Annotated in this window: 33 protein-coding genes and 1 pseudogene; 10 read left to right on the top strand and 24 right to left on the bottom strand. The window is 32.8% G+C overall.

Annotated features, from left to right (window positions below):
- Window positions 1–31: 31 nt before the first annotated feature.
- The 5 genes from NST63_RS11120 to NST63_RS11100 all read right to left on the bottom strand — a co-directional run bounded on the left by NST63_RS11120 (window position 32) and on the right by NST63_RS11100 (window position 3,430).
- Window positions 32–793 carry a hypothetical protein gene (locus NST63_RS11120; RefSeq protein WP_341042105.1) on the bottom strand — a complete coding sequence of 254 codons (762 nt, stop codon included), beginning with the start codon at window positions 791–793 and terminating at the stop codon, window positions 32–34.
- A gap of 76 nt (window positions 794–869) precedes the next feature.
- Entirely contained in the window at window positions 870–1,649 is a 780-nt protein-coding gene (locus NST63_RS11115) for an ABC transporter permease (protein ID WP_341042104.1), read from the bottom strand.
- Window positions 1,646–2,554 (bottom strand): ABC transporter ATP-binding protein, encoded by a 909-nt coding sequence (locus NST63_RS11110; protein WP_341042102.1) that lies wholly within the window; start codon window positions 2,552–2,554, stop codon window positions 1,646–1,648. Before NST63_RS11110 ends, NST63_RS11115 begins: the two co-directional genes overlap by 4 nt.
- Window positions 2,551–2,766, bottom strand: coding sequence for a PLDc N-terminal domain-containing protein (locus NST63_RS11105; protein WP_242598270.1), 216 nt, complete (start codon window positions 2,764–2,766; stop codon window positions 2,551–2,553). The genes NST63_RS11110 and NST63_RS11105 overlap by 4 nt, the downstream gene beginning before the upstream one ends.
- A gap of 340 nt (window positions 2,767–3,106) precedes the next feature.
- Entirely contained in the window at window positions 3,107–3,430 is a 324-nt protein-coding gene (locus tag NST63_RS11100; RefSeq protein ID WP_212945179.1) for a DUF4870 domain-containing protein, read from the bottom strand.
- Window positions 3,431–3,587: 157 nt separating this feature from the next.
- Between NST63_RS11100 and NST63_RS11095 the strand changes: the two genes are divergently transcribed.
- The 3 genes from NST63_RS11095 (at window position 3,588) to NST63_RS11085 (ending at window position 5,820) form a co-directional block, all read left to right on the top strand.
- Window positions 3,588–4,370 carry an undecaprenyl-diphosphate phosphatase gene (locus NST63_RS11095; RefSeq protein WP_212945354.1) on the top strand — a complete coding sequence of 261 codons (783 nt, stop codon included), beginning with the start codon at window positions 3,588–3,590 and terminating at the stop codon, window positions 4,368–4,370.
- The gene (locus NST63_RS11090) at window positions 4,371–4,985 is read left to right on the top strand and encodes a DedA family protein (protein WP_212945178.1); all 615 of its coding nucleotides are present in this window, start codon (window positions 4,371–4,373) and stop codon (window positions 4,983–4,985) included.
- A 271-nt stretch (window positions 4,986–5,256) separates the two neighbouring features.
- A complete protein-coding gene (locus tag NST63_RS11085) occupies window positions 5,257–5,820 on the top strand; it encodes a GNAT family N-acetyltransferase (protein ID WP_212945177.1) in 564 nt (187 codons plus the stop codon).
- 38 nt (window positions 5,821–5,858) lie between these two features.
- On the opposite strand, the gene NST63_RS11080 is transcribed toward NST63_RS11085, so the two are convergent.
- From NST63_RS11080 to NST63_RS11070, 3 genes are all read right to left on the bottom strand, one after another.
- Window positions 5,859–6,005, bottom strand: coding sequence for a DUF2639 domain-containing protein (locus NST63_RS11080; protein WP_071975549.1), 147 nt, complete (start codon window positions 6,003–6,005; stop codon window positions 5,859–5,861).
- A 440-nt stretch (window positions 6,006–6,445) separates the two neighbouring features.
- Window positions 6,446–7,192: a CAP domain-containing protein gene (locus NST63_RS11075; protein ID WP_212945176.1), complete on the bottom strand. Its 747-nt coding sequence runs from the start codon at window positions 7,190–7,192 to the stop codon at window positions 6,446–6,448.
- 345 nt (window positions 7,193–7,537) lie between these two features.
- On the bottom strand, window positions 7,538–7,804 hold the full coding sequence (locus tag NST63_RS11070; RefSeq protein ID WP_212945175.1) for a hypothetical protein: 267 nt from the start codon (window positions 7,802–7,804) through the stop codon (window positions 7,538–7,540).
- Window positions 7,805–7,899: 95 nt separating this feature from the next.
- On the opposite strand from NST63_RS11070, the gene NST63_RS11065 reads away from it, so the two are divergent.
- On the top strand, window positions 7,900–8,145 hold the full coding sequence (locus NST63_RS11065; protein WP_212945174.1) for a DNA alkylation repair protein: 246 nt from the start codon (window positions 7,900–7,902) through the stop codon (window positions 8,143–8,145).
- A 43-nt stretch (window positions 8,146–8,188) separates the two neighbouring features.
- Here the strand turns inward: NST63_RS11065 and NST63_RS11060 are convergent, their stop codons facing one another.
- From NST63_RS11060 to deoD, 3 genes are all read right to left on the bottom strand, one after another.
- Complete coding sequence (locus NST63_RS11060) at window positions 8,189–9,673, bottom strand: lmo1851 family serine protease (protein ID WP_373312671.1); 1,485 nt, start codon at window positions 9,671–9,673, stop codon at window positions 8,189–8,191.
- Window positions 9,674–9,827: 154 nt separating this feature from the next.
- The gene (locus tag NST63_RS11055; protein WP_341042097.1) at window positions 9,828–10,631 is read right to left on the bottom strand and encodes a M15 family metallopeptidase; all 804 of its coding nucleotides are present in this window, start codon (window positions 10,629–10,631) and stop codon (window positions 9,828–9,830) included.
- 291 nt (window positions 10,632–10,922) lie between these two features.
- Complete coding sequence (deoD, locus tag NST63_RS11050) at window positions 10,923–11,621, bottom strand: purine-nucleoside phosphorylase (RefSeq protein WP_058004327.1); 699 nt, start codon at window positions 11,619–11,621, stop codon at window positions 10,923–10,925.
- Window positions 11,622–11,754: 133 nt separating this feature from the next.
- Here deoD and NST63_RS11045 point away from each other — a divergent pair, with 133 nt between their 5' ends.
- On the top strand, window positions 11,755–11,880 hold the full coding sequence (locus NST63_RS11045; protein ID WP_139254839.1) for a hypothetical protein: 126 nt from the start codon (window positions 11,755–11,757) through the stop codon (window positions 11,878–11,880).
- Between the two features lie 308 nt (window positions 11,881–12,188).
- On the opposite strand, the gene NST63_RS11040 is transcribed toward NST63_RS11045, so the two are convergent.
- Window positions 12,189–12,368 (bottom strand): YozD family protein, encoded by a 180-nt coding sequence (locus tag NST63_RS11040; RefSeq protein WP_058004326.1) that lies wholly within the window; start codon window positions 12,366–12,368, stop codon window positions 12,189–12,191.
- A 139-nt stretch (window positions 12,369–12,507) separates the two neighbouring features.
- On the opposite strand from NST63_RS11040, the gene NST63_RS11035 reads away from it, so the two are divergent.
- On the top strand, window positions 12,508–12,645 hold the full coding sequence (locus NST63_RS11035) for a hypothetical protein (RefSeq protein ID WP_212945171.1): 138 nt from the start codon (window positions 12,508–12,510) through the stop codon (window positions 12,643–12,645).
- 39 nt (window positions 12,646–12,684) lie between these two features.
- Here the strand turns inward: NST63_RS11035 and NST63_RS11030 are convergent, their stop codons facing one another.
- Window positions 12,685–13,344 (bottom strand): hypothetical protein, encoded by a 660-nt coding sequence (locus tag NST63_RS11030; RefSeq protein ID WP_212945170.1) that lies wholly within the window; start codon window positions 13,342–13,344, stop codon window positions 12,685–12,687.
- A 375-nt stretch (window positions 13,345–13,719) separates the two neighbouring features.
- Window positions 13,720–13,941, bottom strand: a complete 222-nt coding sequence (locus tag NST63_RS11025) for a YozE family protein (protein ID WP_212945169.1) — start codon at window positions 13,939–13,941, stop codon at window positions 13,720–13,722.
- A gap of 252 nt (window positions 13,942–14,193) precedes the next feature.
- Here NST63_RS11025 and NST63_RS11020 point away from each other — a divergent pair, with 252 nt between their 5' ends.
- Entirely contained in the window at window positions 14,194–16,038 is a 1,845-nt protein-coding gene (locus NST63_RS11020) for a HAMP domain-containing methyl-accepting chemotaxis protein (protein ID WP_341044174.1), read from the top strand.
- Between the two features lie 43 nt (window positions 16,039–16,081).
- Here the strand turns inward: NST63_RS11020 and NST63_RS11015 are convergent.
- From NST63_RS11015 to msrA, 3 genes and pseudogenes are all read right to left on the bottom strand, one after another.
- Window positions 16,082–16,171, bottom strand: a pseudogene (locus NST63_RS11015) (YjcZ family sporulation protein); the annotation flags it as partial.
- Between the two features lie 161 nt (window positions 16,172–16,332).
- The gene (msrB, locus tag NST63_RS11010) at window positions 16,333–16,770 is read right to left on the bottom strand and encodes a peptide-methionine (R)-S-oxide reductase MsrB (protein WP_341042096.1); all 438 of its coding nucleotides are present in this window, start codon (window positions 16,768–16,770) and stop codon (window positions 16,333–16,335) included.
- Window positions 16,760–17,296 (bottom strand): peptide-methionine (S)-S-oxide reductase MsrA, encoded by a 537-nt coding sequence (gene msrA / locus NST63_RS11005; protein ID WP_341042095.1) that lies wholly within the window; start codon window positions 17,294–17,296, stop codon window positions 16,760–16,762. Before msrA ends, msrB begins: the two co-directional genes overlap by 11 nt.
- Window positions 17,297–17,435: 139 nt before the next feature.
- Here msrA and NST63_RS11000 point away from each other — a divergent pair, with 139 nt between their 5' ends.
- Window positions 17,436–18,128: a DUF4397 domain-containing protein gene (locus NST63_RS11000; RefSeq protein ID WP_341042094.1), complete on the top strand. Its 693-nt coding sequence runs from the start codon at window positions 17,436–17,438 to the stop codon at window positions 18,126–18,128.
- A gap of 253 nt (window positions 18,129–18,381) precedes the next feature.
- On the opposite strand, the gene NST63_RS10995 is transcribed toward NST63_RS11000, so the two are convergent.
- The 3 genes from NST63_RS10995 to NST63_RS10985 all read right to left on the bottom strand — a co-directional run bounded on the left by NST63_RS10995 (window position 18,382) and on the right by NST63_RS10985 (window position 20,816).
- The gene (locus tag NST63_RS10995) at window positions 18,382–18,957 is read right to left on the bottom strand and encodes a YpmS family protein (protein WP_341042092.1); all 576 of its coding nucleotides are present in this window, start codon (window positions 18,955–18,957) and stop codon (window positions 18,382–18,384) included.
- Between the two features lie 23 nt (window positions 18,958–18,980).
- Complete coding sequence (locus NST63_RS10990; RefSeq protein ID WP_212945163.1) at window positions 18,981–19,769, bottom strand: SGNH/GDSL hydrolase family protein; 789 nt, start codon at window positions 19,767–19,769, stop codon at window positions 18,981–18,983.
- A gap of 84 nt (window positions 19,770–19,853) precedes the next feature.
- Window positions 19,854–20,816 (bottom strand): nucleoside hydrolase, encoded by a 963-nt coding sequence (locus tag NST63_RS10985; RefSeq protein ID WP_212945162.1) that lies wholly within the window; start codon window positions 20,814–20,816, stop codon window positions 19,854–19,856.
- 189 nt (window positions 20,817–21,005) lie between these two features.
- On the opposite strand from NST63_RS10985, the gene trhA reads away from it, so the two are divergent.
- Complete coding sequence (trhA, locus tag NST63_RS10980) at window positions 21,006–21,641, top strand: PAQR family membrane homeostasis protein TrhA (RefSeq protein WP_058006409.1); 636 nt, start codon at window positions 21,006–21,008, stop codon at window positions 21,639–21,641.
- Window positions 21,642–21,722: 81 nt separating this feature from the next.
- Here the strand turns inward: trhA and NST63_RS10975 are convergent, their stop codons facing one another.
- The 4 genes from NST63_RS10975 to NST63_RS10960 all read right to left on the bottom strand — a co-directional run bounded on the left by NST63_RS10975 (window position 21,723) and on the right by NST63_RS10960 (window position 24,423).
- Window positions 21,723–22,214, bottom strand: a complete 492-nt coding sequence (locus NST63_RS10975; protein WP_341042089.1) for a dihydrofolate reductase — start codon at window positions 22,212–22,214, stop codon at window positions 21,723–21,725.
- Window positions 22,211–23,005: a thymidylate synthase gene (locus tag NST63_RS10970; protein ID WP_058006411.1), complete on the bottom strand. Its 795-nt coding sequence runs from the start codon at window positions 23,003–23,005 to the stop codon at window positions 22,211–22,213. The genes NST63_RS10975 and NST63_RS10970 overlap by 4 nt, the downstream gene beginning before the upstream one ends.
- 19 nt (window positions 23,006–23,024) lie before the next feature.
- Window positions 23,025–23,705, bottom strand: a complete 681-nt coding sequence (locus tag NST63_RS10965; RefSeq protein WP_341042088.1) for an anthrax toxin lethal factor-related metalloendopeptidase — start codon at window positions 23,703–23,705, stop codon at window positions 23,025–23,027.
- A 121-nt stretch (window positions 23,706–23,826) separates the two neighbouring features.
- A complete protein-coding gene (locus tag NST63_RS10960) occupies window positions 23,827–24,423 on the bottom strand; it encodes a YpjP family protein (RefSeq protein WP_212945158.1) in 597 nt (198 codons plus the stop codon).
- A 470-nt stretch (window positions 24,424–24,893) separates the two neighbouring features.
- On the opposite strand from NST63_RS10960, the gene NST63_RS10955 reads away from it, so the two are divergent.
- A protein-coding gene (locus NST63_RS10955) for an IS3 family transposase (RefSeq protein WP_341042086.1) occupies window positions 24,894–26,242 on the top strand; the annotation gives its coding sequence in 2 pieces (ribosomal slippage) (window positions 24,894–25,338 and window positions 25,338–26,242; 1,350 coding nt in all).
- The last annotated feature ends 42 nt before the right edge of the window (window positions 26,243–26,284 follow it).

The raw sequence follows: 26,284 nt of genomic DNA, 5'->3' as shown, positions 1-26,284 counted from the left end.
ATATAGATGAATCTCCGGAATGACAATATTATTAATCGTAGTAAACATGATAAAGATAAGTCAATAGTCCAATACAAATAAAAAAATCCCTTTCACTCATAGTTTCTGTAAACTCAATAATTGGTGTATTGGGAGAAAAGTGTTTTTGCCAGTTTAAAGGCATAACCCCTTTGGTGATTTTTGAAATAACTTGATCATTCTTACAAATTTTTATCGTTGCCAAGCTCTTATTAATCGTAAATTGATTATTTTCTACTGAAAAGCACACGGTTCTCCAATTCTCTTTCTTAGGATACATTTCTATTGTTTTCGAAGGTAGAATCATTTTTGTAGCTTTCTTCTTGTTTTTACTTATTTCAATGTATACACAGTTGCTTCCATTGTGATTTTGGATCATATATGTACTTTTTAACATATGATTGAGGTTACTCCACTTCTTACCGTTTTTATTATAAGGTGCGATCTCCCATGCACAAAGTCCATTACTTTTAAAAAATTTTAATTGTAGAAAGGGAATGGCAGAAAGAACGAATAAGAAGCGATCATAAGAAGGTAACTCTTTCTCTTGAGAATCCAATGGAATAGAAGATTTTATTTCGCGAAAGACATAGTAATAATATTTTATTAAATAGTAGATGATTACAATAAAAAGAAGACATACTGCCCATTTAGCGATTAAGGTAAAACTAGTATTCAAAAGAAAAAATAAACAAATGGTCATATATATCCCGATAATGATTAACTGCTGCAAATATAATTTAGTCTTATAGGAATAGTGTTCTTTTATATTCATCTTTCAATTCACCCTATCAATGAAGATTCTTTCTATTATATGAATACAACAAGAATATATTCCTATCTAATTACTTCTATATTAATTCTTTTCTTTTAAAAATTGATAGAGAAGATACGATCAGTATAATAGTTAAACATATAGTAATGATAACCGAAGAAATTGTTCCTTTACTTATATAGCCATTCGTCCATAATTCTCCTGTATATTTTAGGATATTTGAGGGTAGCCATTTTAATTTTTCAGATAAAACCGAAGATAGAAAGCTCAGAACGATTGTAACGGCAAGTGTTAAAGCTGCAGTAACTCCAGAGGTATTTGACATACTTCCGAAGAAAAAGATTAAGGTTACAATTAATGTTAGCCATAACCCATATAGAATCATTCCTTTAAGCATTAGTGATAGATTTACTAATTCAAATAATTGGTATGTATAATACCAATTTGCCATCATTCCCATAAAGTAAGAAAACCATACGATAAGTAAAGCCATCACCCATTTTGCGATCATATAGGAGGAAAATGAAACTGGTTTCACTAATATCAGTGCAGCACTACCATTTTTTCTTTCTGCTGTAACAGAAGACATAAAAGCTAAAACAATCACTAGTAAACCAATCATATTAAATTGTTGGCTTAAAGTACTGAATAAAACTTCAGGTGCATGTGGTAATGGTATTTCTATCACTGTACCTTCCGGTAGATCTCCTAAGGAATCAATAATTTTAGGCAAATAGTAAGTTGTAACTGGTTGCATAATCCCTAAAAGGATAAATAGTAAAGGCATCCATAACCATCTATAGTTTCTCAAGGACTCAGTGTTTTCTTTTTTTATAAAAATAAAAAATTGATTCATTCTTTCACCACTTTTCTAAATATCTCTTCTAACGAAAGTTGACATAAATCAAAACTATCTAATGGCCAATTCTCTTCACTAGCCATTTTAAGTAGTTGTTGTCTTCCAACCTGTAGATCCTTTACATACAATACGATGACTTTTTCATTTTGCTCTATCTTTTCTATCCATGAATACTTCTGAAAGCGAGGAAGTAATAACCTTGGATTAGTTGAAAAAGTTAGTCGAATCATTTGACTGGAATGCTTTGCTCTTACATCAACGATATTCCCATCCTCTATTAACTCGCCATTATTTAACAGTAATACCTGATCACAGACCTCTTCTGCATCATTTAAAATATGCGTTGAAAATAATATCGTGGTTTCCGTTTTCATCAGTTTAATTAAATCGATAATTTCCCTGCGACCGAATGGATCTAAAGCAGAAACTGGTTCATCAAGAATAAGAATCTGCGGCTTATGGATAAGCGCTTGAGCAATTCCAAGCCTCTGTTTCATTCCTCCCGAATATTGTCCAATTCTACGCTTTCTCCCCTCCATTAAACCAACTACTTCAATTAGTTCATCAATTCTTTGATTTAAGTTATTGCTTTCAATATCAGTTAATCGACCAACAAAAGATAGATACTCTTCTCCACTCATCCAATCATAAAATGCTGGATATTGAGGCAGAAAACCAATCATACCTCTTAAATCCTTTTGATTTGGATAATTAGGAGAAAAGACTTTTCCACTCGTCGGAGTGATCAAACCTGCAATCATATTAAGAGTGGTTGTTTTACCTGCACCATTGGGACCTAATAATGCAGTACATTTCCCTTCTTCTAGTGAAAAACTAATTGTGTCAACCGCCGTTTTCCCTTTATATTCTTTCTTTAAATTTTGTATTTTCAAGATACTCATCTATTCTGTCTCCTTCCTACAATGAAATAGATAATTGGACCAACTATATTTATAAATAAAATAATCAATACCCACATCCATTTAGGACCGTTTGGTTGTTTGTTACGTATAAGATCAATGACCGCAATAATAACTAACAAAAATTGAATAATTATGATGGGCGCAATCAATCCCCAATTTATTTCTTTTAACACCCCATAAATATTTTCCACCTTTATCCTCTCCTGCTCTAATTACTATTCATGATTATCTGTTATATAAACAATAGAACAGATAATCATGAATAGCAATAGTTTAATTATTAATGTCAAAAATAGCTGTTTTCGGATCGTTTGATGCTTTAGTAAAACTATTGTAAAAGCACAACTACCAGTTTTCACTCCAAATAATGGATTCTAGCGTGTCTTATGGAGATTTTTCTCAGTAAAATGAAACGTGTAGCGATCCTCAGTCGATATTTATTAGGTATTACTTTACATAAATAGTAACAATGTTTGAAAAAAAAGCTAAAAAAAAGAATGACCACAACTTCAGTCATTCTTTAATACAGTTTTATTTAATCCATTCAAAGGTAAAAGGAATTTTATAATGCTCACCCTGAAAGGCTTTGACAGCACCTATTATCGTAAATACAAATACAACGATTCCAAGTAACCAAAGCAATACAAAACCAATTAGAACAATAACGAGAATCCCGAAAATAATACTGTATATAAAATAAGAAATTATAAAATTAAAATATGCTTTTCCATGTGCATTAATAAATTCAGAATCGTCTTTTTTAATTAACCATATGATTAAAGGACCTATGATCGTTGTAAAAAAGCTTGTGATATATATTCCAGCTGCTAATATTTTTTCCTCTTGTGATACCAATGATAACCCCTCCTTTTATTCTTACTAGTGAATATACGTTAAAATTTCACTTTTAGTTTCATTTCGGAAAATTTTTTCTTCATTATTATTTCCATCTGACTTGCATATGTTTATTATAGTTGTCCATATTTATTTTACTCAAGAAGTAGGTGATTATATGTTATCCAATATTGAGGCGTTCATTTTAGGAATTATCCAAGGTTTAACTGAGTTTCTGCCAATCTCAAGTACCGGACATTTGTATATTGGAAGACATCTATTTGGATTAGATGAAGCTGGTCTTTTTCTTGATACAATGCTCCATGTAGGTACTCTCCTTGCAATTATTGTGGTTTATAAGGATGATTTATGGAACATGATACGTAAACCATTTAGCAAATTGAGTCTCATTATGGTGATTGGTACAATTCCTGCAGTGATCGTCGGATTTTCACTAAAAGATTACTTTGAAGAAATCTCTAAAACTGGGGTAACAATTGGTTGGGAATTTCTCGTAACTGGAGGGGTGCTTTGGTTTGCAGAGAAAGCAAAAAAGGGCAGTAAAAAGCTTGAAGATATCAAATATTCCGATGCACTAATCATTGGCACATTTCAAGCTGCTGCAATCTTCCCTGCCTTATCGAGATCAGGATTAACGATTGCTGCCGGATTGATGAGAAAATTGGATAGACAAACGGCAGCATATTTTTCTTTTTTGTTATCTACTCCAGCCATTTTAGGTGGAATAGTTCTACAAGGAAAAGATCTTATAGTAGGACAAGTTGAATCCGTTACTTTATTTGGTCTTCTAATCGGTACAATTGCATCAGCCATCTTTGGGTATCTAGCAATTGTTGGAATGGTCAATTTTTTAAAGAGAAAATCTTTGAAAATCTTTGCCTATTATGTTTGGACACTGGGAATCTCCATCATTCTATTGCAATGGTTGGGAATTTTTTAAATGGAGTTGAGGTTATTGTCAAGCGAATGGATAACAAACACATTAGAAACACTTGGCCAACATGGTTTTTTCGGAATTGCTTTTGCCCTTATGATTGAAGTGATCCCTAGTGAAATCGTATTAGGCTATGGAGGGTTTCTCATTTCTGGTGGGAACATTTCATTTTTTTCTGCCTTGTTAGCGGGAATCATAGGTGGGACAATGGCACAAGTTTTTTTATATTGGTTGGGTAGCTATGGAGGCAGACCATTTTTTGAAAAATACGGGCGTTTCCTTCTGATTAAAAGAAATCATTTAGATGCTGCTGAATCTTGGTTCGAAAGATATGGTACAATTGTTATTTTCCTAGCAAGATTTATCCCCATCGTTCGACATGCTATCTCAATTCCAGCGGGCATCGCTAGGATGCCGTTCTACCAATTTCTTTTATATACGATTGCAGCTATGTTGCCATGGACCATCCTGTTCCTTCTTATAGGAATGCAGTTAAACCAACATTGGAACACAATCAGTGAGGTTGCAACTGCTTACATTAAACCGATTGTATTCATTGCTGTAGCATCCTTGACCCTCTATTTCTTCTACCATTATTTAAGAAGATATAGATCTAAATAACAGAATGTCGAATCAAGGGAAAAATAGTCAAAAAAAATTAACAAAAAACCTATTTTCAATTTTAAATTTTTATTGTAAGATACAAAAAGAAATACACACATAAACGTATATACTGCAATTAGGGAAGGCAAATGGTGCGCCACCAGCAAAGTTTCTTGACTGGTCCTAGTGGGTTCGATTCCCACCCCGAAATTTTTTACGTAACTTTAAAAAATTTCGAGGGTGAGGCTGACCTATTTAGGTGAAATCTGCCCTCTGTGGAGGGGATAACATGCTCAAGAAACGTGAATTAATTGGCCAAGAGAGTCAAATTCTTTTTGATTTGATGGTGCACCCAGAAGTCTTCCCTTTTGTACGTCATAAGGCATATTCACATGATGAATTTCTCTTTTTAACGAAGCAAATAATCGAGGCAGAAGAACAAGGAAAATTAATTTCTCGTACGATCACAGACGAATGGGAAAATCCAATTGGAACCATTAATTTATATGATATTGAGGATAATGCAGGTTTTCTAGGTACATGGATTGGAAAACCCTATCACGGTAAAGGCTATAATCAATTAGCAAAGGAAGCTTTTTTTAACGAAGTATTTTATGAATTAGGTATTGAAACCATTTTTATGAGAATTCGAAAAGAAAATATTCGTTCAAGAAAAGCGGCTGAAAAATTACCCTATACAATAAAAGCGAATGAAACGAGAAAATCTGTGTTCGAACAACTAAATTCAACAGGTTATATTTATGATCTTTACGAAATATCAAAAGATCTTTTCTCACTTCATATGATGCGTAACTCGTCTATCAAAGAAGATACTCAAGCTTTAGAAGCTTAAAAAAAGGATGACTCACATGTCATCCTTTTTTTAGTTCCCTATTCTTTTGAATTTAATTCATTATATAGATTTCTGACCACCCATGTTTTATAAAGTTCTAGTTTTTTTCTACCTACAGGATGATAACGGATTCCTCTGTTTTTTAATTGCATCACATACCAACCTTTAGAATACTTATATGCCATGGACATGTCTCCCCTCTCAAAATGCTTGTCCATACAATATATGTGAGCATTAGATGAAATATGTTTAGCTAAATCATAATTCTTTTGAAGACCATTTATGTAAAATGTATTCCTTTTAGTTTTATGATTAGTTAACAATTACATAGGTATAGTTTATATCGATTCAAATAGTATTTTAACTTTAACTATTGATTAGGCTTTTCTATAACATTGTTGCTATAAGTAAAGTTTTAACGAATAACTCAGCTGAAGATTGCTTCGCATTTAAATTTCACTGAGAAAAGAACAGCAATCTCCATCAGTACCGCTAGACTCTCTTATATGATGAAGAAGCCGACCAGTTAGACTTGTACAAAAGCAACAAATTTTACGAAAGCAGCCTTTAATTAAAATGATAAAATAACAAAAAGAACCCCATAACAGGGGCTCTAGTCGATTATTTATTTTCCAATAAATTCTTGTGTCCAATAATTTCCATTTGCTACATAACCTACACCAATATGTGTATAGTTTTTATTTAAAATATTCGCACGGTGACCGTCACTATTCATCCAAGCTTTCATAACTTCTTCAGGTGTACGTTGACCCATAGCAATATTTTCACCCGCTGTTGAATATTTTATGCCAAATTTCTTCATCATATCAAATGGTGATCCATAAGTAGGACTTGTGTGATCAAAATATTTATTTGTAGCCATATCATTTGATTTAACTCGTGCGACCTTACTTAGTTCATTATCAATTTTCAATGCAGGTAATCCTTGTTTCGCACGTTCTTTATTAACTAACTCTACTACTTGCTTTTCAGAAGCATTTAAAGTATCTCCTGCTGATTGATTGGTTGAAGTAGTTGGCTTTGTTGTCTGTGATGTAGACGGTTTATTTTGATTAACTACTGGCTTATTTTGTGAAACTTGGGGTTTCGCAGGTTTTGATACTGGTTTAGTAGTTTCACTTGGTTTTTGTTGAGTAATGTTTTTTGCTTGATTATAGCTTACATTATATTTAGTCATAATCTGATTGATAAGAGATTGTAAATCTTTTGCATTTTCTACTTTATATTCATATTTTGCTATATTAACAGTTTTATGTGAATCATTTTGAAATGTAGCAGCATCAGCTTTGTTTACAAATGGTGTCGCAAGAAGTGCAAATGCAGTTGCAGTAGTAATAATTGTTTTTTTCATCGTAATTTCTCCTCCTTGAGATCTGCGATATGTGTTTGTCTTACATGAAAATCATATCACAGCTTTTTTGTAATAAACTTGGAAGAGAATACTATTTTCATTTTAAAAGAGTCATTTTAAGTTATTTTCATATGAAATTAATATATAATTAGCTATATTAATAGATTTATCTTTTTCCAACTCCATTTACTTACATCGGAAAATTTACCATCTAATACTAAAACAAACCATATATTAACTGGTTTTTTCTATTGACAGGTTTTAAAAAGAGCGCTATATATAACGATTATTACAATTAAATTTCAATCATGTAGTTTAAGTAAAAAGAATAGAGGTTAAATATCATTAACCCCGTAAATCTTCCATTTGCTTTATAAAATAATTAATCAATCCCATTTTTTCAGATAAATCCAAGGAGGAATTAGATATCCTCTGGACAGCAAAAAAGAATTTTGTCTCTTTACTTACTCTAAGCCTCGGGTGTGTTTGCTCATCTAATAACTCACTTGACACAGCAGCTTTTAATAGTTCTTCTGATTTCCGATGACAATTTGTAGTTTTGCGATTTTTCCAAATGCTTAAATACACCTCTAATAATCTTTCATCATTCACTCGTCAATTTCTCCCCTTTTCGATTATTCTTTCGAATACTCTCCAAATTATTGGGTATTCTAACCCAATAATAAAAAAGATTGGAGGATATTCATATGCATGGTCCCTATTGTTGTCCAAATTGTAAAACGAATAGAACCCGATTTAATATCATTCAGCAAGTTCCACAGGCAGTAAAAATGGATCCAAAAACTGGTGACATCATTGAGCAATATGGAAATGAAGCATCTGATCTATTCCATATATCCTTTAAAGGCCCTGAATTTAGGGTTCAATGTGGAGCGTGTGGGCTAGTAGAAGACGAAACAACCTTTTTGAAATTTGGTGAATATAAACGATAAGAAATGGCTGTCTGAAAGTTTCAGACAGCCTCATTTTATGTTCCTATTTTTTCAAAATACTAATTGCTTTTTTGACCTGTGTATCATTTTTAACAATATCTTCTCTCAATTGATTCATCAATTGAAGTGTTGTTTCTCCTTGTAAAACACCAGTTTCTTTTAAATTATTCTTCCTTTGAAACTCTTTAACAGCAGCCTCTGTATCTTGATCAAAGAATCCATCAACTTTCCCTGGGTTGTAGCCTAATGCCTTGAGCATTTCTTCTGCAGCCTTCACATCAGATGAAATAGATGACATTTCGATTTTAGTATCTGGATTTATAATTGGTAGATCTGCATATTTTGGTAGACTTACTTCATAGTCTGGTTTGATACCTTTTTGATGAATCCAGTTTGCATCAGGCGTTAGCCATTTTGCTGTTGTAATTTTCATATTAGACCCATCTTTAAAATCAGTGGCAGATTGTACAGTTCCTTTACCAAATGACTTTTGCCCAACTAATGGTATACCAGCAGACTCTTTAACAGCAGCTGCCAGGATTTCTGAAGCACTTGCACTTCCATTATCAATAATTACTGCAACTGGAACATCAATTTTTTTACCATCTTCAGCGACAAACTCTTCACGTTTCCCTTTTTTATCTTCAATTTGAACAATTTTCTTGCCTTCTGGAACAAAAAGATTTGAAATTTTAATTGCTTGGTCTAATAATCCACCTGGATTTTGACGCAAATCTAATATCAGTGATTTCATTCCCTTAGATTCCATATCTTTTAATCCATTTAATAGTTCATTATACGTATTCTCAGAAAAGCTAGTGATTTGGATTTTTGCAATACCATTATCCAGCATTTCGGAATAAACCGTATTGACAGGAATATCATCTCGAGTGATCGTAATCTTTGTTGATTCACTTGACCCAGCTTTTTGAATGGTTAAAGTTACTTTGGATCCTTTTTCACCGCGAATCAATAGGACGGCTTCATTGGCGCTCATTCCTCTAATACTTTTTCCATCAACAGCTAATATTTTATCATTTGGTTTTAAACCAATTTTTTCAGCAGGAGAACCTTTGATTGGAGATACAACAACAATATAACCATCCTTTTCCTGTATCTCTGCACCAATTCCTTGGAAGGAGGATGAAATACTCTCATGAAATTGTGCTGCTTCCTCTTTAGTCATATAATCAGAATAAGGGTCATCTAATGAGTCAAGCATTCCGTTAATGGCACCATTTATTAATTTATCATTATTCAGATCTTTATAATAATTTTTCTTCAATTGATCATAAGTATCATATAATTTATTGAATTCTGTTCTTTGATTTACGGCAACTTTTACAGGTTTATCATCACCAAATGCTAAGGCAAAGGTTGTCACTCCTGCTGTAGCAAAAACAAGAACAAAAATTAGCATGACAAATTTAAATTTTCTAATTCGAATATATCCATTTGTTTGTGCTGTCTGTGTTTCTTGAGACTCTACTTCTTTTTTCTCATTTTCCAAGACTTTCACCACTTTCATAACCAAGTACATTACAAGTTATATTTTCAAATACTAACTTCTTTATTTTATCAGTTTTTTTGATTATAAGGAAGAAAAGCTTTTAATTCCTAACTTCTTTCCTATTAACTGTTTCTCATTAAAATGGCCAAAGAAAAAGCAGGCCAAGCCTGCCTTACATTTTCTCAACATGCTGAAAATACTCTTCTAGAGTCCATCCATTTTTATAAATAACAGCAGCTGCCTTTTTGCCAACATAACGGAAATGCCATGGTTCATATTCATAACCCGTAATGTTTTCTTTATCTTTAGGATAGCGCAGAATAAAACCAAATTCATGAGCATGTTCTCTTAGCCAAATCCCCTCTTTTTGTTTCCCAAAATTTTCGGAGAGAAGATAATTTTCACTTTCGCTAGTAATATCCATCGCAAGTCCTGTCTGATGTTCACTTTGGCCTGGAGTCGCTACTGCTTGCTCAGCTTTTTCTTTCCCTACATTTGCAATTTCATTATTTAAAATCGCTTTTTGTCTTTCATAGGAACGATACCCAGATGATGCAAATAAATATATCCCATTTTTTTCAGCTTCACTGAACATTTTTTCTAATGCCGTAGCTGCTTCCTGTCTCATATAGCTTTTTTCTATATCTTGATCACCAAATGAAAATTTCACCTTTGGGCGGACCAAGTCATTAGGAACATAACTCCCAATCGAATATTCTTTATTTACTAATGATAGTATATTAGATGTGTTTTCTATCATTTTTTGACCATTTACTTCTTTGATTTGATTAAAATACTTTGATTCCAATAGCAAATCATTATTTTTTTCTTTTGATTTCGTACCATTTTCTGCATTTGCTTGTTCATGGTTACTAGTTTGTTGTGAATTTTTGGATGCATCTTTCTCATGATTCTGTCCCCCACTACAACCACCTAATAGAAGAAGAACTGCTGCAACTGATACAATTCGTTTCATAATTTCACCTTTCTCTTCCTTTTGAGGCTTTTTTTCATAAATATTGGATGCTTAATCCTATCGAACGCACCCAAAAATTAGAAAATAGCCTTTGAAAAACATAAGTAAATATTATCAAATCAGAGGAAAGTCCGCTAGAGGAAAATGAATAAAGAAAGACCATCCCAAAAGCATGTTTTTAAAACCATCTCTCACTAAAAATTAATAACCTAGAAAGATGATGAAAAACACTTATGAGATAGTCTCATTTTCCACATAAGACTGTTATGTAATATACTTCTTTACAGTCTATTAGACAAGTGTAGATAAAGCAACTTCAATCATGTCATTAAAAGTAGTTTGTCTCTCTTCAGAAGTCGTTTCTTCACCAGTTAATAAATGATCACTTACAGTTAGGACAGATAATGCTTTACGATCGAATTTTGCTGCTAATGTATAAAGAGCTGCTGTTTCCATTTCAATGGCTAAAATACCGTATTTTGCCCATTTTTCATGTTCTGCATTATCATTATAAAACATGTCAGCAGTAAATACATTTCCTACTTTCAGGTTCAATCCTTTTTCTAGTCCGCCATCATATGCTTTCTTTAATAAATCAAAATTTGCTGTTGGCGCATAATCAATTCCATTAAATGTTAGTTTATTCATTTGTGAATCAGTAGACGCAGACATTGCTAATATCACGTCTCTTACCTTAACATCCTTTTGAATCGCACCACATGTCCCAACTCTTATTAGATTTTGGACATTATAGCTTTGCATTAATTCATTAATATAAATTGAAATCGAAGGTACACCCATACCTGTTCCTTGAACAGACACTCTTTTCCCTTTATACATACCTGTATAACCAAACATATTGCGAACTTCGTTGTAGCAAGTTACATTTTCAAGAAATGTTTCCGCTATATACTTAGCTCTTAGAGGATCTCCCGGTAATAGGACTGTTTCCGCAATTTCATTTTCTTTCGCATTAATATGTACACTCATTTTATTTCCTCCTCCAAAATACCAATGTTTTCATTGTAATGTTTTCCTGGCAAGGATGCAAATATTGTTTGTAAGAATGTCGAAGTGGTTTTAGGCAATACTAAAAATGTAATGTACTAAAAGGAGGATTAGCATGGGCAAAAAAAACCGTAATCGGATAAATGGTCAGAAGAAAAATAATCATATTCCTGCAGAGCAAATAATTGCAGAGCATGAAGCTCATGGAAAAGAATTTTCAGCACAAAGCCGAAAAAAATAAAACTAAAATGTAAATACCTACTCAAATCCAATCACTTTTTTGGGGAATTTTCCATAGGAAGTATAAACTTTGTTGTCATACGGTGAAAGTGATTAAACTAACATACACGATGATGATAGACTGCGAAGTAACTTTCATATAAAAATTATCTATCGTATGAGTAATATCCTAAATTATAAAAAATAGGTCGTCTAAAAAAGTAAAGGGGGCTGATCCTTAAATACAATATCTAATGAGATATCGCATTTTAAATGGAGTCAGACCCCTAATAGATTAATTATTCTTGAGTTATTACCTCAAATTCTTTTCTAATAAAGGTCATCCTCAGATTCCTCATCGATTATGGATTTTGCAATTAAGTAATCAAATGTTATGTCGGCGATTTCTTCTACCTCTTCTTCCTTAGGGGCATATCCCCTCTTGATTAATTCTTGAAAGAAAAACTCAGCAATTTCTTCTGTATCAATAAATACTTCGATTTCCTTCATCAAAATCGCCTCCTCTGATTTACAATGTATGTTTTATAACAAAAAATTATGCAGAATAACTTGATAATAGTCATCAATTTCACAGGACAAGCATATGGATAGAATAAATCATTCTTTTCAAGACTAGGGGGCAATAAGTATGAATCGTTTATCTAACGAATCTGCCAATCATATCGAAATGAAAATCATTCAATTCATGGACATTATTTTATCATTATTATTTAAATCTTTCATCCTTTCTTTTATTGCTTTATCACTTTATTTACTGTTAAGTTAACTTACTTTTCCAGCCTTAGTAATATAAATAATTGCTCGCCTATTGTTTTTTTAATCTTTTGTTTTTTGCTATCGTAAGATGGTGCAATTGTTTTTCAATTGAATGTATACAAGAGAGATATTCATCGTCCTGAAATAATAAATAAAGTGCTTTATAATCATTGTATTTATCTAGCAAACAGTCAATTTTATGGGAAAGTTGTTCCTTTGACGTTGAGATATTCAATGGTTTTTTTGTTTTTTTAATTGGGTAAACAAAGCCAAACTTTTTTAAAAAGCTGTCAGCATGTTCTGAATCAGCGACTAAAATTAATTCCGCTTCATCCGCTTCTAGCCATTCTCCGTCATGTATTCTTGTTAGCTCGTAAATAATATCTTCCCATGCATCTTCCTGATAACGCCAAATTTCTGTACGAAAACCTACTACCTTAAATATCTCTTCTCTATATCCTTTAACTTGAACTAAATCTCCAAAAAAGAATTTATATTCTATATCAATTTGTTCCTTATCAAATAATTCACCTTTATAGTCTGCTAGTAACATAATTCCATTTTCATTAAATAAGCCACCACTCTCATTAATTTCATACAATAATTGTCCATCCACAAATTTAATGCTTGTTATTTTACCAACAGAACCATATTTGATAATAACAACAATATCACCTATCTCAAATTTTGATCTGCCATATTCATCCATATCCTCCCGTCTCCTTATTTACTATCTAAGTATTATTAGTCAGTATATGCAATTGATTTCTTTTCGGTTTGGTTATTCGTTTGTCATTTTAATTTATGTATTTATTTATACTTATTTTATACAGGCTATTTTCGTATAGTTTGTTCCTATGTATATTGACCAACTTCGGAGCTTTTACACTTAAACAGACATTTCGCAGTTTTTATGAAGTTGTCATGCTTTTTCTCAATGAAATAAGGACTTATCCTTATTCAACTTGTTTTTACAGTTAATACATTATCTTAATAGAAAAAAGGTTTGCAAAAAGAGCCTTAATTGAAATAAAAAAAGGCCTTCTTACCACACTTGCTCAAAATGATAAGAAGCGCCTTTTTATTATTTTTTTTCATTTTCATAAAGTTCCCATGCATCATCAAATACCTTCATAGACTGTAGGTAGTGCCCATTTAATTCTAGGTAAGTACTCAATTCATGATAGTCAGATAATCCTTTTGGAAATGAATGATCTTCATAAGCATGATTAGCAAATTCAGATAAGCTATCCTTTGGTTTTGGATCACGATATTTTATTAAAAAGTGGTAAAAAGATTGATTCAACTTTGTGACCCCCTTATTGATTGACTATATAAAAAAAATTTATTGAGAAGTAAAAACCTCCTCTATTATATTTTATCTAATCAAATTTTTAAACACATGACGAATGTTCTATCACTTTTTTCACATAAATTTTCTTTCTTTTTCGACAAAATTATTTTTAATTACTAGATAATTCAGTCCACTCAGGTTAAAATGATAATTATTAATAGTTTTTAAATTCAGTTATAAAGGGAAAAAGGGGGAAAAGGTTTGGTGAAAAAACAACAAAAGAGAATAAAGGAAAAAAGTCATATACCAAAAAAGAACAAAGAAACAACACTAGGGAAAAAGACCCTCTTTCAAAAATCAGATAATAAAAAGCAAAAAACAAATGCTCAAAAAGGAAAAATCATATCTTATTTACAAACAATACGTGGAAAGGTTGTAGTATCCTTTAGTATTCTGACCATACTATTAATGATTTTAACTACTACTTCCTATATCAATATGTCTAAGCTTGAATCTGAAATTGATAGAGTGGTAAATAAGGATTTAGTTATTCATGATAAAGTAAAAGATATTGAAAACACTTCCTTAAAAATTGAATCTGCAGAATTAAGCTATGTTGCTTCTGGAGATAAAACATTCTTAAAGACGTTAGAAAAAGAAAAAGACCATGCAGGTGTATTAATCAAAGATCTACAAAAATTATTAAAAAACAACAAAGATCAATTAAATAAACTGGACGGTATTGAAAATTCCTATCAATTCTGGGTTGAGTGGGTTAACAAGGTTATACAAATTCGTGATTTTTGGACAATCGAAGAAGCTGGAAAAGAAGTAAAGTCTGCTAGAGGCCAAGATTATATGAAGCAAATGAATGATAATATTCAGGCTCTAATTGAAGCAGAATCGAAATCTACAAAGCAACGAATTGACAACTTACATACTCAAGCAAATATTGCAAAAATAGTAACCATTGGATTGTCCTCTTTAGCACTAATTTTATCGGTTGTACTTGCAATCATTTTGTCTAAAAATATCGTTACAAGTGTAAGAAAAATCAGTCGATCCATACTTGATATAGCAAATGCTGGAGGAGATCTAACCAAGAGGATTGTTGTTAAGTCAAATGATGAACTTTCAGACTTAGCTAAAGATACAAATACTTTAATTCAAGGAATTGCTGAGCTTGTAAAAAGAGTATCTGCAATGTCTGAGAATGTTTCAGCTAGTAGTGAAGAATTACTAGCATCAGCTGAAGAAACCTCTAAAACCATTCTGTCAATTGCTGAAACATCAAGTGAGATTGCAACTGGAAGTGAAAAAACAACCACTCAAATGGATGAGTCTTTGAGTAAGATGAAGAATTTAGAGAAACTAGTCCATTCATTACATTCACAGGCTGATCGTGTAAAAACTGCTGCTATGCAAATGCAGTCAGCTGCAGTAACTGGTAGTGAATCCGTCAAAAAAGCATCCAATGAAATTATGGGCATTGAGGAAACAATGGCTAGTACTAGCACAACTGTGGAAGCACTTGGTAAAAAATCTGATGAAATCACCAAAATTATAAACACGATTACAGGAATTGCTGAACAAACAAATCTCTTGGCACTAAATGCGGCTATTGAGGCAGCACGTGCTGGTGAACATGGACGTGGCTTTGCAGTGGTAGCCGATGAAGTTAGAAAGCTTGCAGAACAATCTCAAGGAGCAGCAAAAGAAGTAACAAAGATTGTATACTCAATTCAAGATGAAGTGCACAGAATCATAAGCCAAAATAAAGATGGTGTTCAAGCTGTTGTTGCTGGAGTTGAAATATCAAACGAAACCAATCAGTCACTTCAAAGAATTTTGCAACAGTCCACTCAAACGAATGATGTAGTTGCCGAAATGGTCGCACAGATTGAACAGACGTTACTTCTTAGCAAGGAGGTCTCCACTTCATTCACCGCTGTTAGTGAGATCGCTGAAATTACAGCTTCTCATACTGAAACAACTGCAGCTGCCTCAGAGGAAGGTTCAGCAGCTATGGAAGAAGTTACAGCATCTGCATCTGAACTATCTAAGCAAGCAGAAAACTTAAGATCACTTATTTCTAATTTTAAAATTTAATACACAAATAGAAATGGGGAGTTTTGACCTCCCCATTTTATATTTAACATTTAGGTCCTATCCAGCTTGCGCCAATAATAATTAAAAGAATAAATAGAACAACAATTAGAGCAAAACCATTTCTGTATCCACCACCATATCCATAACCACATGGGGCATAATTATATGTTGGATAGCAGCAGTTATCATATCCGTAGTACATACCTTTCACTCCTCATTTTTTTGTCAATGCTAAGGTATGATGATAACCTATTTTTTGTATGTGTATTTGCCCATATTTATTGAACATACTTCTTATTCTTTGTGATCCTCAAACAAGGAAGCCCATTCATCATATCCCTCTTCTTTAAGTTTATCTTTCGGGATAAATCTCAAAGCAGCTGAATTTATGCAATAACGAAGCTTTGTTGGTCCTGGACCATCCTCAAATACATGCCCTAGGTGTGAATCTGCCGTTTTACTTCTCACTTCAGTACGAATCATTCCATGACTTGTATCTCTTTTTTCCATAATTTCTTCTTCAACAATTGGTTTTGTAAAACTAGGCCAACCACACCCTGCATCGAACTTATCTTTGGAACTGAATAGTGGTTTTCCAGAGACAATATCAACATAAATTCCTTCAGCAAATTGATCCCAATATTCATTTCGGAACGGTGGTTCAGTGCCATTATTTTGTGTCACTTCATATTGTAACGGATTTAATTTAGATTTGATTTCCTCATTTTTCATGAATATCACTCCAATGCTTTCGAATAAATGACGCTCTTCCTGATCCTTCATTGTATGCGTTGTAATGTGAAGGATTTTTCTTATAGTAATCCTGATGATAATCTTCCGCCGGATAAAATGTTGTTGCTGGTAGAATTTTAACAACAATAGGTTTATCAAATCTCCCACTTGTCTGTAAATCGTTCTTCGATTTTAACGCTAATTGCTGCTGATGATCGTTATGATAATATATGGCAGGCTGATACGAGATTCCTCGATCAAAGAATTGTCCATATTCATCTGTAGGATCAATTTGCTGCCAATATACTTCTAAGAATTTTTCATACGAAAAAGTATCTGGGTGGAATGTGATTTGAACAGCTTCAGTATGACCAGTTGTTCCCGAGCATACCTCTTCATATGTAGGGTTCTCTGTTCTTCCTCCCGTATATCCTGAAACAACACTCTCTATGCCTGGTTGTTCATGAAATGGCTTTACCATACACCAAAAGCATCCACCTGCAAAAGTAGCCTTTTCCGTTTGCAAATTTCTCATCCTTTCCATCTATTTAAAATAAATATTACGCTTTTTTTTATTAATGCACAAATAATAGGAAACATTTACAGATGATAACGAATACAATGACAACGGTAAACCATCGTATTTAATGAATGGAGAGAATAGTATGGCAGATCAATCGTATTTTTTTCATCATTTAGGAAATCCTTATATTCAATCAAATTCTACCTCATTTCTAAATACTTTAAATTCTGTTAGGGTTTTTCATAAACATTTACCTACTAACGTTAATAGACAAATCTATCTTCCGCCAATTATTATACGTTTTCTACATGCAACACAAAGCTTAAAGGGAGTAGACGTTTATTTGAATGGAAAGAAAATACTCTATAATTTTTCTTTTAAAGAAATTAGTCAATATATTACCTTACCTGTTGGTATTTATTTAATAGAGATTTATCCACAAGGATCTACATCTACTCCAATCATTCGAAAGGAAGTGAAACTCAAAGAAAATCATCATTATACATTACCTCTCATTAGTAAAGACAAAACCTTTCAACTTCTTGAATATATTGATGATAATAAAATCCAATCACCAATCACAAATATACGTGTTATCAATTTAAGCTCATTTTATAAGAATATCGATGTTTCTATTAAAAATGGAAACACTCTTTTCTCTACAATTGGATTTAAAGAGGCTACACCTTACTTAACTTTAACGCCTATGACTGTCGATCTCGAAATAAAAAATTCTTTAACAAAAGAAACCATTAGAGAAATAACTAATACTACTTTCAAGCCCAATCTTAATCATAGTATTGTGTTACTTAATCACTCTGTAATCATCTATTAAAAAAGCCTCTCTTCTCAAACATAGTTGTTATTTACGTAAGCTTTCAACTAATAAACATCCGTTGAAGACATTCCCCCTTCATTTCACTTAGAAAAGAGCTGCAAGCTAAATAAGAACTGCAAAAAGCCTATAACAGAAGTAAAATTCGACAGCTGGACTTTTACAAAAGGCACTAGATGAAAACAGCCAATAAAAAAGAAAGGATTAAACTATTAATCCTTTCCTATCGATGTGTAATTTTTATACATATTGGTTAGTTCATTGGTACTTGTAAGGAAAATTCAATATCATCATTTTCTAAATCAAATGTATTTGCTCGTACAGTCATATTATTTACCTTTAAATCATGTAAACCGACATAGATTACTTCTTCATTCGGTACAATTGTTACCCATTCGGGCAGTTTATATGACTTTTGAATAATTTTCAACACATATGAAACAGGTAAATTTAGATCTCCAATTAAAATCGATTTTTGCTTTAATAATAAGTCACCGTTTTTTAGTGCTACTGGTTCAAAAGTCATTTTTAATTGGACATCCTCTGAAAAAATTTGCATTGTTCCAAAAAGCTCAACTTCATTATCTAAATTTACACTATAATCTATCGGACCGTTTAAATTCTCCTTTTGAATATAATGGTTAATTAAATTTGTTAAGTCTTTTTTATTCGATTTTACTTTTAAGTTGATTTTATCAGATTCTTTGACATTATATTTTGGAATCTCATTAACACCGGGACTAAAAATGAAATATGATAGTAAACCGACAATCAAAATATTTAGGACTAATAAACTAAAAAATGCGATTTTCCATCGACTTTTTTTCATTGTATCTCTTCCCTTGCACCATATTACTCTATGAATTGAGCTAATTTATTATTGTCTAAATAACTAAAGATTCGTTTCGCCATTAGCTTATAGCCATGATCATTTGGATGAAAATAATCGGTATACAGTAAGTCCTCTTCTTGATTTTCAAATATATCGAAGATTGGAATAAACTTTGTTTTACTATATTTAGCCAAAATTTGTTCACTGGCTTGATTCCATTCCTTAATGATTTCATCCACTTCTTTAATATCCGAAAACCATTTCATAAATGGATTATATATACCAACAAGTACAATCCCCGTTTCGGGATTATTTTCTCGAATTGTTTCAATGATTTCTCCCAGTCTTTTTTTGTAACCTACTAATGCCTGTTCAAATTTAGATACTTGAAGACTTGAAAAATTATCTTTAAACACTTGCATTACATCATTTCCACCGATTGTTATAATAACTAAATCTGCTTTTTTAATCGCTTTTTTTATTTCCTTTTGATCTAGTCTTTTTTCTAATTGATCGGTACGATTCCCTTTGACACCATAATTTTGAAAATTCGCTGACCTTACCTCTTTTAATGTTTCAAGATTTTTTTTCAAATACGGAATATATCCACCCTGATTTGTACTATCACCCACACCTTGAGTTAATGAATCACCAACAGAGACTATTTCCACATCCTTAGGAATAAAACTAGATGGAGGATTTTTTTTATCTTGAACATCTATGCTCTTTAATGCATGTTCTGCTGTTCCACTCGAACAACCTGACACAAATAACATAGTAGCAAAAAGGAAGGTGAGAATTCTTTTCATTACACATCACCCCACTTTTACATTGTTTTATTATAACACGTAAATTAAGGGTCAAACATTTTTAAAGGGAATTTTTCATACTTTTTAACTTTTGATTGCAGTTAATGTTTCAATGACCTGTTTAATAAATAGTGAATAATTAAATTGTTGGGCAATATGATGGACTGGCCATGGTGCCTTCATAATAGTTTCGCGAAAATCTCCTAAACTTTGACCATAAGCATCCCCTTTTGTCACACAAATTTTCACAGGAACATCAACAAACTTTATATCGGCATAATCACTTATGGACCAAATGGCAAATAAGTCATGTATGGGACTACCTATTAATTTTGGATTCATTTTTTTATAATAATTGAAATAAAAATCGATCATAGGTTTAATCAATTGTCCAACTTTATTTTTTGTCATACTATAATGAGTATGCAATTCGTTCACTAGTTCTGGAGTAAGAATAGCATATTTGGTCACATCCAACGGAACAATATGAATCTTTATAGGAGATAACTGCATGACTAGATTGGCAGCGTAAGGATCACTAAAAATATTCGCTTCGGCAACTGGAGTTACATTGCCTGGTGATTGAAAAGCACCCCCCATCATATAAATTCCTTTCACTTTTTTCATCATTTCTGGATATAAAATAAACATTGTTGCCAACGAAGTTAGTCTGCCAGCACTAAAAATAATTAGTTCGTTTTCATATTTTTTTATCACATCATTAATACTATTGAAATTTTCCAATGAATTTTGTGTATATAGTTCGGGTATTATCGGACCTAAACCAGATGGTCCATGAATTTCAGGATAGTAAACGGGGCTTTCTCCAGTAAGAGGAATCACCGCACCACCGAAAACTGGTACATCATAAATCCCTGTTAGTTGTTGGAAAAATTTAACATTCCGCAAAGCATCTTCTCTTGAAACATTCCCATAATCTGCTACAAAGCCAACAAGCTCTATTTCTTCACTAAAATAGGCATATATTCCTGCAAGCATGTCATCGACACCGAAATCACTAAAAAAAAGAACTTTTTTTTTCCTCATGATCTCATCTCCTTACTTACATCTATGTGAGAAGGCTTGGTTTTAAAGCATGTTTAAAAAAAAGGATTGGCTCTATCAATTAAGCATCCTAGGAAAAGTTTGCTTAACACTGTAGAAACAGTTATCATATGGTTAAGTTATGAAGGAAAAATCGCGAAATTGTAATGGTTATAGAAGGAGGTAGACTAATTGAATAGTACTTATTTCTATGATTGGAAAGAAGAGCTCGCAAATGCAATTACTCATGGTATAGGATTTTTATTAAGTATTCCTGCATTAGTCATGCTTATTATCTTTGCAGCACAAAAAAATAATCCTGTATATATGGTTAGTTTCATTATTTTTGGAACAACTATGTTATTGCTTTATTTATTTTCAACTATGCTACACAGCTTTAAGCCATCTAGAGCCCGCAAGGTATTTGCTATTCTCGATCATTCGGCTATTTATCTATTAATCGCCGGCACATATACTCCACTTGTCTTAATATCTATTAATGGAGCATTCGGTTGGACATTATTCGGAATCATTTGGGGTCTTGCCTTATTAGGAATTACTTTTAAATGTTTTATGATTCACCGTTTCCGAATCCTCTCCACTCTATTTTACATTTTAATGGGGTGGCTTGTTATTATTGCAATTAAACCCCTTTATGCAAGTCTTACAGGTACTGGCTTTGGTTTACTTTTAACTGGTGGAATCCTCTACACAATTGGTGCAATTTTTTATATATGGCGAAGATTGCCATACTCCCATGCAATTTGGCATTTATTTGTCATAGGTGGAAATGCATTTATGTACTTTTGTGTCTTATACTTTGTGTAAATCTTGATGTAAAACAACCATTTAACAACAACATTAATACGATATCACTTAGAAATGTAGAAAACCGTGAACAAGATATGTTCACGGTTTTCTTTGATATACCTGAAATTCATAATCATAAGGATTATCCTTATTTTTTAGACCTGTTTCTGATGAGACTAAATCCCACTCATCCCACTCGATGATTGGAAAATACGTATCTCCCTCAATATCATGGTAGATTTTTGTAACATACAACCGATCCACCTCATCCATCAGTAAGCCAAAAATTTCCGCTCCCCCGGTAACAAAAATCTCATTTGGAACATTCTTAGATGCCCATTCTAGTAGCTGCTGTTTAGACTGAAAAATTAAGCAACCTTCAGCCTTAAAATCTACATCTCTAGTGATGATAATATTTTGTCTCCCTGGTAGTGGTTTCCCAATAGAGTCGAAGGTTTTCCGTCCCATCACAATGGGGTGTCCCATCGTAGTTCGTTTAAAATATTTTAAATCCTCGGGAATATGCCATGGTAACTGATTATTTCGCCCAATAACCCCTTTTTCATCCTGTGCCCATAAAAAAGAAATCATACACTTACCACTCCTTTTATATGTGGATGTGGGTCATATGCTTGAATCTCGAAGTCTTCATATTTAAAATCAAAAATATTTGTTACATTAGGATTTATAACCATTTTTGGTAGAGCGCGTGGTTCTCTTGTTAATTGCAACTGGATTTGTTCGATATGATTTTTATAAATATGTGCATCCCCTAGAGTATGCACAAATTCACCCGGTTCTAAATCACATACTTGTGCAATCATCATCGTTAATAATGCATATGATGCTATGTTAAATGGAACGCCCAAGAAAATATCTGCTGAGCGTTGATATAATTGACATGATAATTTTCCATTTGCTACATAAAACTGAAAGAAACAATGGCATGGCGGAAGCGCCATTTTATCAATTTCTGCTACATTCCAAGCATTCACAATCATTCTCCGTGAATCAGGATTGGTTTTAATTTGTTGAATCACTTCGACTATCTGGTCAACGGTTGTTCCATCAGCTCCAGTCCATGAGCGCCACTGATGTCCATAAATGGGACCAAGATTACCATTTTCATCAGCCCATTCATTCCAAATCCTTACACCATTTTCTTGGAGATAGCTAATGTTCGTATCCCCTTTTAACATCCACAGAAGTTCATGTATGATTGATTTCATATGTAGCTTTTTTGTCGTTAAAAGCGGAAAACCCTGTTGAAGATCAAAGCGCATTTGATAACCAAATGTACTAATAGTACCTGTTCCAGTGCGATCCTCTTTAGTTACTCCAGTTTCTAGTACATGTTGACATAAATCTAAATACTGTTTCATTACTTGATATCCCCCAATTCTACTGAAGAAGTGAAATATAGGTGTATGTGCTTGGTGCCAATCGCCTTAATTCATTTTTCGTTACTTTATTATAGTAGTACATCGCAAAGGTTTCTGCAAAATATTCTTCTGGATATGTTAAAAAATATTGTGTATGGGGGAATAATAATGGTGCTTCCTCTTTCCAAATATACTTAAAATTCCTTTTTTTGTCATTAGAAGAATAGAGAAATCGCTCTAATGAATGAGCCATTTCATGAAGCTCTAAATTTACAGAACCATGCCCCATTCCTTGTTCACTACTACCAATCTTCACTAATACGATTTGTGAGCCACCAATACCCGGAACTTTATCCCATGTAATGGACCGATCCTGATAACCTCTTGGGGTTATTCCTTTTAAAAAAGCAGCTGAGGGATTATCGGTGAGCTTGCCATCGAATAGTTTAACTTTTATGCCCGCTAGCATTGCCCGATTAAGCATAGATGATGGTAAATGGTCCAATCTAGAAATAATTTTTTTTACTTCCCCATAATTGTAATTTTTATGATTTGGTAATATGATTATATTTTTTAATTGCTTGCCCGATTTCAAGCTCACCGTTTGAAAGAGCTTTGAATTTTTCAATAGAATTCCATCAATATCAGGTTTTGAATTTCCTTGCAGCAGCACTAAAGAAAAAATTAAAAGACTAATCATTAAGTATTTCCCCGTTGGCTCCACTTCCAACTAGTATAATAATTTCATTATATCATAGAGAAATAGTCACTACTTTTAATTAAAATTTGGTAAATAAAAAAAATCGGTCTTAGCCGATTTTTTAAACGCTCATCCATTTTGGTGGTGTATTTTTATCCCAGTATATTTCCCCTAAATGATAATGGGTTTGATAGTTATCAAACTTAGTATGATAATGAAAATTAAAATAATACCCATCCATAGGTGGGTGGTCTCTTCTAACGTGAAAACGAATAATGTCTTCATTCGTCTCAATATTGTAAATATGGAAAATTTTCTCACTTACGCCACCACTTGGTGTTTCAGTAATGGCCAATGAAGATAATTCTTCTTCTGGATATTCTGCAATCGTCAATTCAATTGCATCTTGGATTTTTGGTAGAATCACTTGGCGAAATTCATCTTCAATAATTGGTGAAATTTTTTCACCAAACTTTTCAAAGGATTGTTTCTCAGCTTCCATCATCATTTTTTGAATAATCGTGTCACGATTATTTTCTTGATGTTCACTTATATAGCTGCTAAGTGTTGTAGCTTGTTTTAAATCTGAAGCTTCATTTTGATGTTTTGCTTTATCAACCCCGTGATTCTCATTCCAAATTGCATGGGCAGGTGTCACTAGCCCAAATGTTAATATAGAAACGAGTATTACGACGGATTTTCTCAACCATTGTTTCATATAACATAGTCCTTTCTATTAAGATAAGACATGATTATTCTCCACTTAAGTCCAGTTACTAGAATCATATACTTATATAGACGATTTTTCGAATGAAAAGGTTTCAATTATTACCTAAAGGATATATAGTAGTATATATGTTGTTTGATTAATTGATTAAATAGTAATATTCTAAAATTAATCTTTATATGAATATTGTAAATCTAAAATTATTTATTGTAAAGGAAGAGTATTTTATACTGTAACGGTATAAGCTAATTGTAACTTACATATCCTTGTGTAAACTTATTTCATTCATAGGAGGGGTCGAAATGGAAACAACACTTACTTATATTGGTATATTTATCATGCTGGCATATTTTGTTTATTTAACCATAACAGATTAATGAATGATATAAATAGAGGACTATCTGGATCTGAACTGCACCCCAATTGTTAGACACAACTAACAATTGGAGGTGCAGTTTTTTATGACGAAATATTCACTTGAAATTAAATTAAATGCTATTCAAGACTACCTTAAAGGTGTGGAATCTTTCAAAGATACAGCAGAACGCCATAATGTCAGTACAACGATGTTGAAAAAATGGGTAGCGAAGTATCGACAACATGGATTGGAAGCTTTTCGGGAAACATATACAAATTATTCGGTTGAGTTTAAAATGGACGTAATTCATTATATAAATGAAATGGGAGCGTCCATTAATGAAACCACCACAGTCTTTAACATTCCTGACTCTGGCACTGTGTGGAATTGGAAACGTTTATTTGAAACACAAGGGATAGACGCTCTACAACCGAAAAAGAAGGGGCGTCCATCCATGAAAAAGGAATCAAAGAAAACTCAACCAGTAGAAGGATCACCAGAAGCACTACTCGCTGAAATTGAACGTTTACGTATGGAGAACGCCTATTTAAAAAAGTTGAATGCCTTAGTTCAAGAAAAGGAAAGATTACAGTACAAGACAAAGCGAAAGTAATTTATGAACTAAGGCAGGAATTTAAAGTGAAAGATTTAGTAAAAGTGGCTGAAATTCCTCGCAGTACGTATTATTACTGGGTAAACCAAATGAATAAACCAGATAAATATAAAGAAGTGAAAGAAGTGATCCAACAGATTTTTGATGAACACCAAGGTCGATATGGCTATCGTCGTATCACCTTAGAATTGCGTAATCGTGGTATAAAACTAAACCATAAAACGGTGCACCGCTTAATGAATGAGATGGGGTTAAAATGTCTTGTCCGCATGAAAAAGTATCGTTCATACCGTGGAAAAGTAGGAAAAATCTCCCCAAATATTTTAGAACGTGATTTTCAAGCAACAAAGCCAAATGAGAAGTGGGTAACCGATGTAACGGAATTTCATTTACATGGGGAAAAGCTATATTTGTCACCAGTCCTTGACCTTTATAACGGAGAAATTATTGCATATAATGTTGAAAAACGCCCAGTTTACGCACTTGTTTCAAAGATGTTGGACAAGGCTTTTAAGAGATTAGAAGATTGCGATACCCCTATTCTTCACTCTGATCAGGGCTGGCATTATCAGATGAAGAAGTATCAACATGCATTAAAAGAACATAGAATTACACAAAGCATGTCTCGTAAAGGGAATTGTTTAGATAACGCGGTGATAGAGAATTTTTTCGGCTTATTAAAGAGTGAACTGCTTTATCTTGAAGAATTTAACAGTATGGCGCATTTCAAAGAAGAATTAGAGAAGTATATTCACTATTACAATCACAAACGAATTAAGGCAAAATTAAAAGGCATGAGTCCGATTCAATACCGTACTCATGCCAAGGAAGCTGCTTAAAATTCGTGTCTAACTTTTTGGGTTCAGATCAGATCAGATAGT

The organism is Heyndrickxia sp. FSL W8-0496, assembly GCF_038007825.1.
Lineage (GTDB): Bacteria > Bacillota > Bacilli > Bacillales > Bacillaceae_C > Heyndrickxia > Heyndrickxia oleronia.
This window is presented reverse-complemented; position numbering and strand designations above follow the sequence as displayed.

Excerpts from the sequence above, each read along its gene's own strand:
- deoD (WP_058004327.1), bottom strand. The coding sequence starts at position 11,621 with ATGAGTGTACATATTAATGCGAAAGAAAATGAAATTGCGGAAACAGTC.
- NST63_RS10985 (WP_212945162.1), bottom strand. The coding sequence starts at position 20,816 with ATGAGGAAAAAAAAAGTTCTTTTTTTTAGTGATTTCGGTGTCGATGAC.
- NST63_RS10990 (WP_212945163.1), bottom strand. The coding sequence starts at position 19,769 with ATGAAAAGAATTCTCACCTTCCTTTTTGCTACTATGTTATTTGTGTCA.
- NST63_RS11045 (WP_139254839.1), top strand. The coding sequence starts at position 11,755 with ATGGGCAAAAAAAACCGTAATCGGATAAATGGTCAGAAGAAAAATAAT.
- NST63_RS11000 (WP_341042094.1), top strand. The coding sequence starts at position 17,436 with ATGGCAGATCAATCGTATTTTTTTCATCATTTAGGAAATCCTTATATT.
- NST63_RS10995 (WP_341042092.1), bottom strand. The coding sequence starts at position 18,957 with ATGAAAAAAAGTCGATGGAAAATCGCATTTTTTAGTTTATTAGTCCTA.
- NST63_RS11120 (WP_341042105.1), bottom strand. The coding sequence starts at position 793 with ATGAATATAAAAGAACACTATTCCTATAAGACTAAATTATATTTGCAG.
- NST63_RS11060 (WP_373312671.1), bottom strand. The coding sequence starts at position 9,673 with ATGAAAGTGGTGAAAGTCTTGGAAAATGAGAAAAAAGAAGTAGAGTCT.
- NST63_RS11055 (WP_341042097.1), bottom strand. The coding sequence starts at position 10,631 with ATGAAACGAATTGTATCAGTTGCAGCAGTTCTTCTTCTATTAGGTGGT.
- NST63_RS11080 (WP_071975549.1), bottom strand. The coding sequence starts at position 6,005 with ATGGCATATAAGTATTCTAAAGGTTGGTATGTGATGCAATTAAAAAAC.
- NST63_RS10960 (WP_212945158.1), bottom strand. The coding sequence starts at position 24,423 with ATGAAACAATGGTTGAGAAAATCCGTCGTAATACTCGTTTCTATATTA.
- NST63_RS11095 (WP_212945354.1), top strand. The coding sequence starts at position 3,588 with ATGTTATCCAATATTGAGGCGTTCATTTTAGGAATTATCCAAGGTTTA.
- NST63_RS11075 (WP_212945176.1), bottom strand. The coding sequence starts at position 7,192 with ATGAAAAAAACAATTATTACTACTGCAACTGCATTTGCACTTCTTGCG.
- NST63_RS11115 (WP_341042104.1), bottom strand. The coding sequence starts at position 1,649 with ATGAATCAATTTTTTATTTTTATAAAAAAAGAAAACACTGAGTCCTTG.
- NST63_RS11085 (WP_212945177.1), top strand. The coding sequence starts at position 5,257 with ATGCTCAAGAAACGTGAATTAATTGGCCAAGAGAGTCAAATTCTTTTT.
- NST63_RS10970 (WP_058006411.1), bottom strand. The coding sequence starts at position 23,005 with ATGAAACAGTATTTAGATTTATGTCAACATGTACTAGAAACTGGAGTA.
- NST63_RS11110 (WP_341042102.1), bottom strand. The coding sequence starts at position 2,554 with ATGAGTATCTTGAAAATACAAAATTTAAAGAAAGAATATAAAGGGAAA.
- NST63_RS11040 (WP_058004326.1), bottom strand. The coding sequence starts at position 12,368 with ATGAAGGAAATCGAAGTATTTATTGATACAGAAGAAATTGCTGAGTTT.
- NST63_RS10965 (WP_341042088.1), bottom strand. The coding sequence starts at position 23,705 with ATGATTAGTCTTTTAATTTTTTCTTTAGTGCTGCTGCAAGGAAATTCA.
- NST63_RS11090 (WP_212945178.1), top strand. The coding sequence starts at position 4,371 with ATGGAGTTGAGGTTATTGTCAAGCGAATGGATAACAAACACATTAGAA.
- NST63_RS10975 (WP_341042089.1), bottom strand. The coding sequence starts at position 22,214 with ATGATTTCTTTTTTATGGGCACAGGATGAAAAAGGGGTTATTGGGCGA.
- NST63_RS11030 (WP_212945170.1), bottom strand. The coding sequence starts at position 13,344 with ATGGATGAATATGGCAGATCAAAATTTGAGATAGGTGATATTGTTGTT.
- NST63_RS11065 (WP_212945174.1), top strand. The coding sequence starts at position 7,900 with ATGCATGGTCCCTATTGTTGTCCAAATTGTAAAACGAATAGAACCCGA.
- msrB (WP_341042096.1), bottom strand. The coding sequence starts at position 16,770 with ATGAAAAATGAGGAAATCAAATCTAAATTAAATCCGTTACAATATGAA.
- NST63_RS11035 (WP_212945171.1), top strand. The coding sequence starts at position 12,508 with ATGAATCGTTTATCTAACGAATCTGCCAATCATATCGAAATGAAAATC.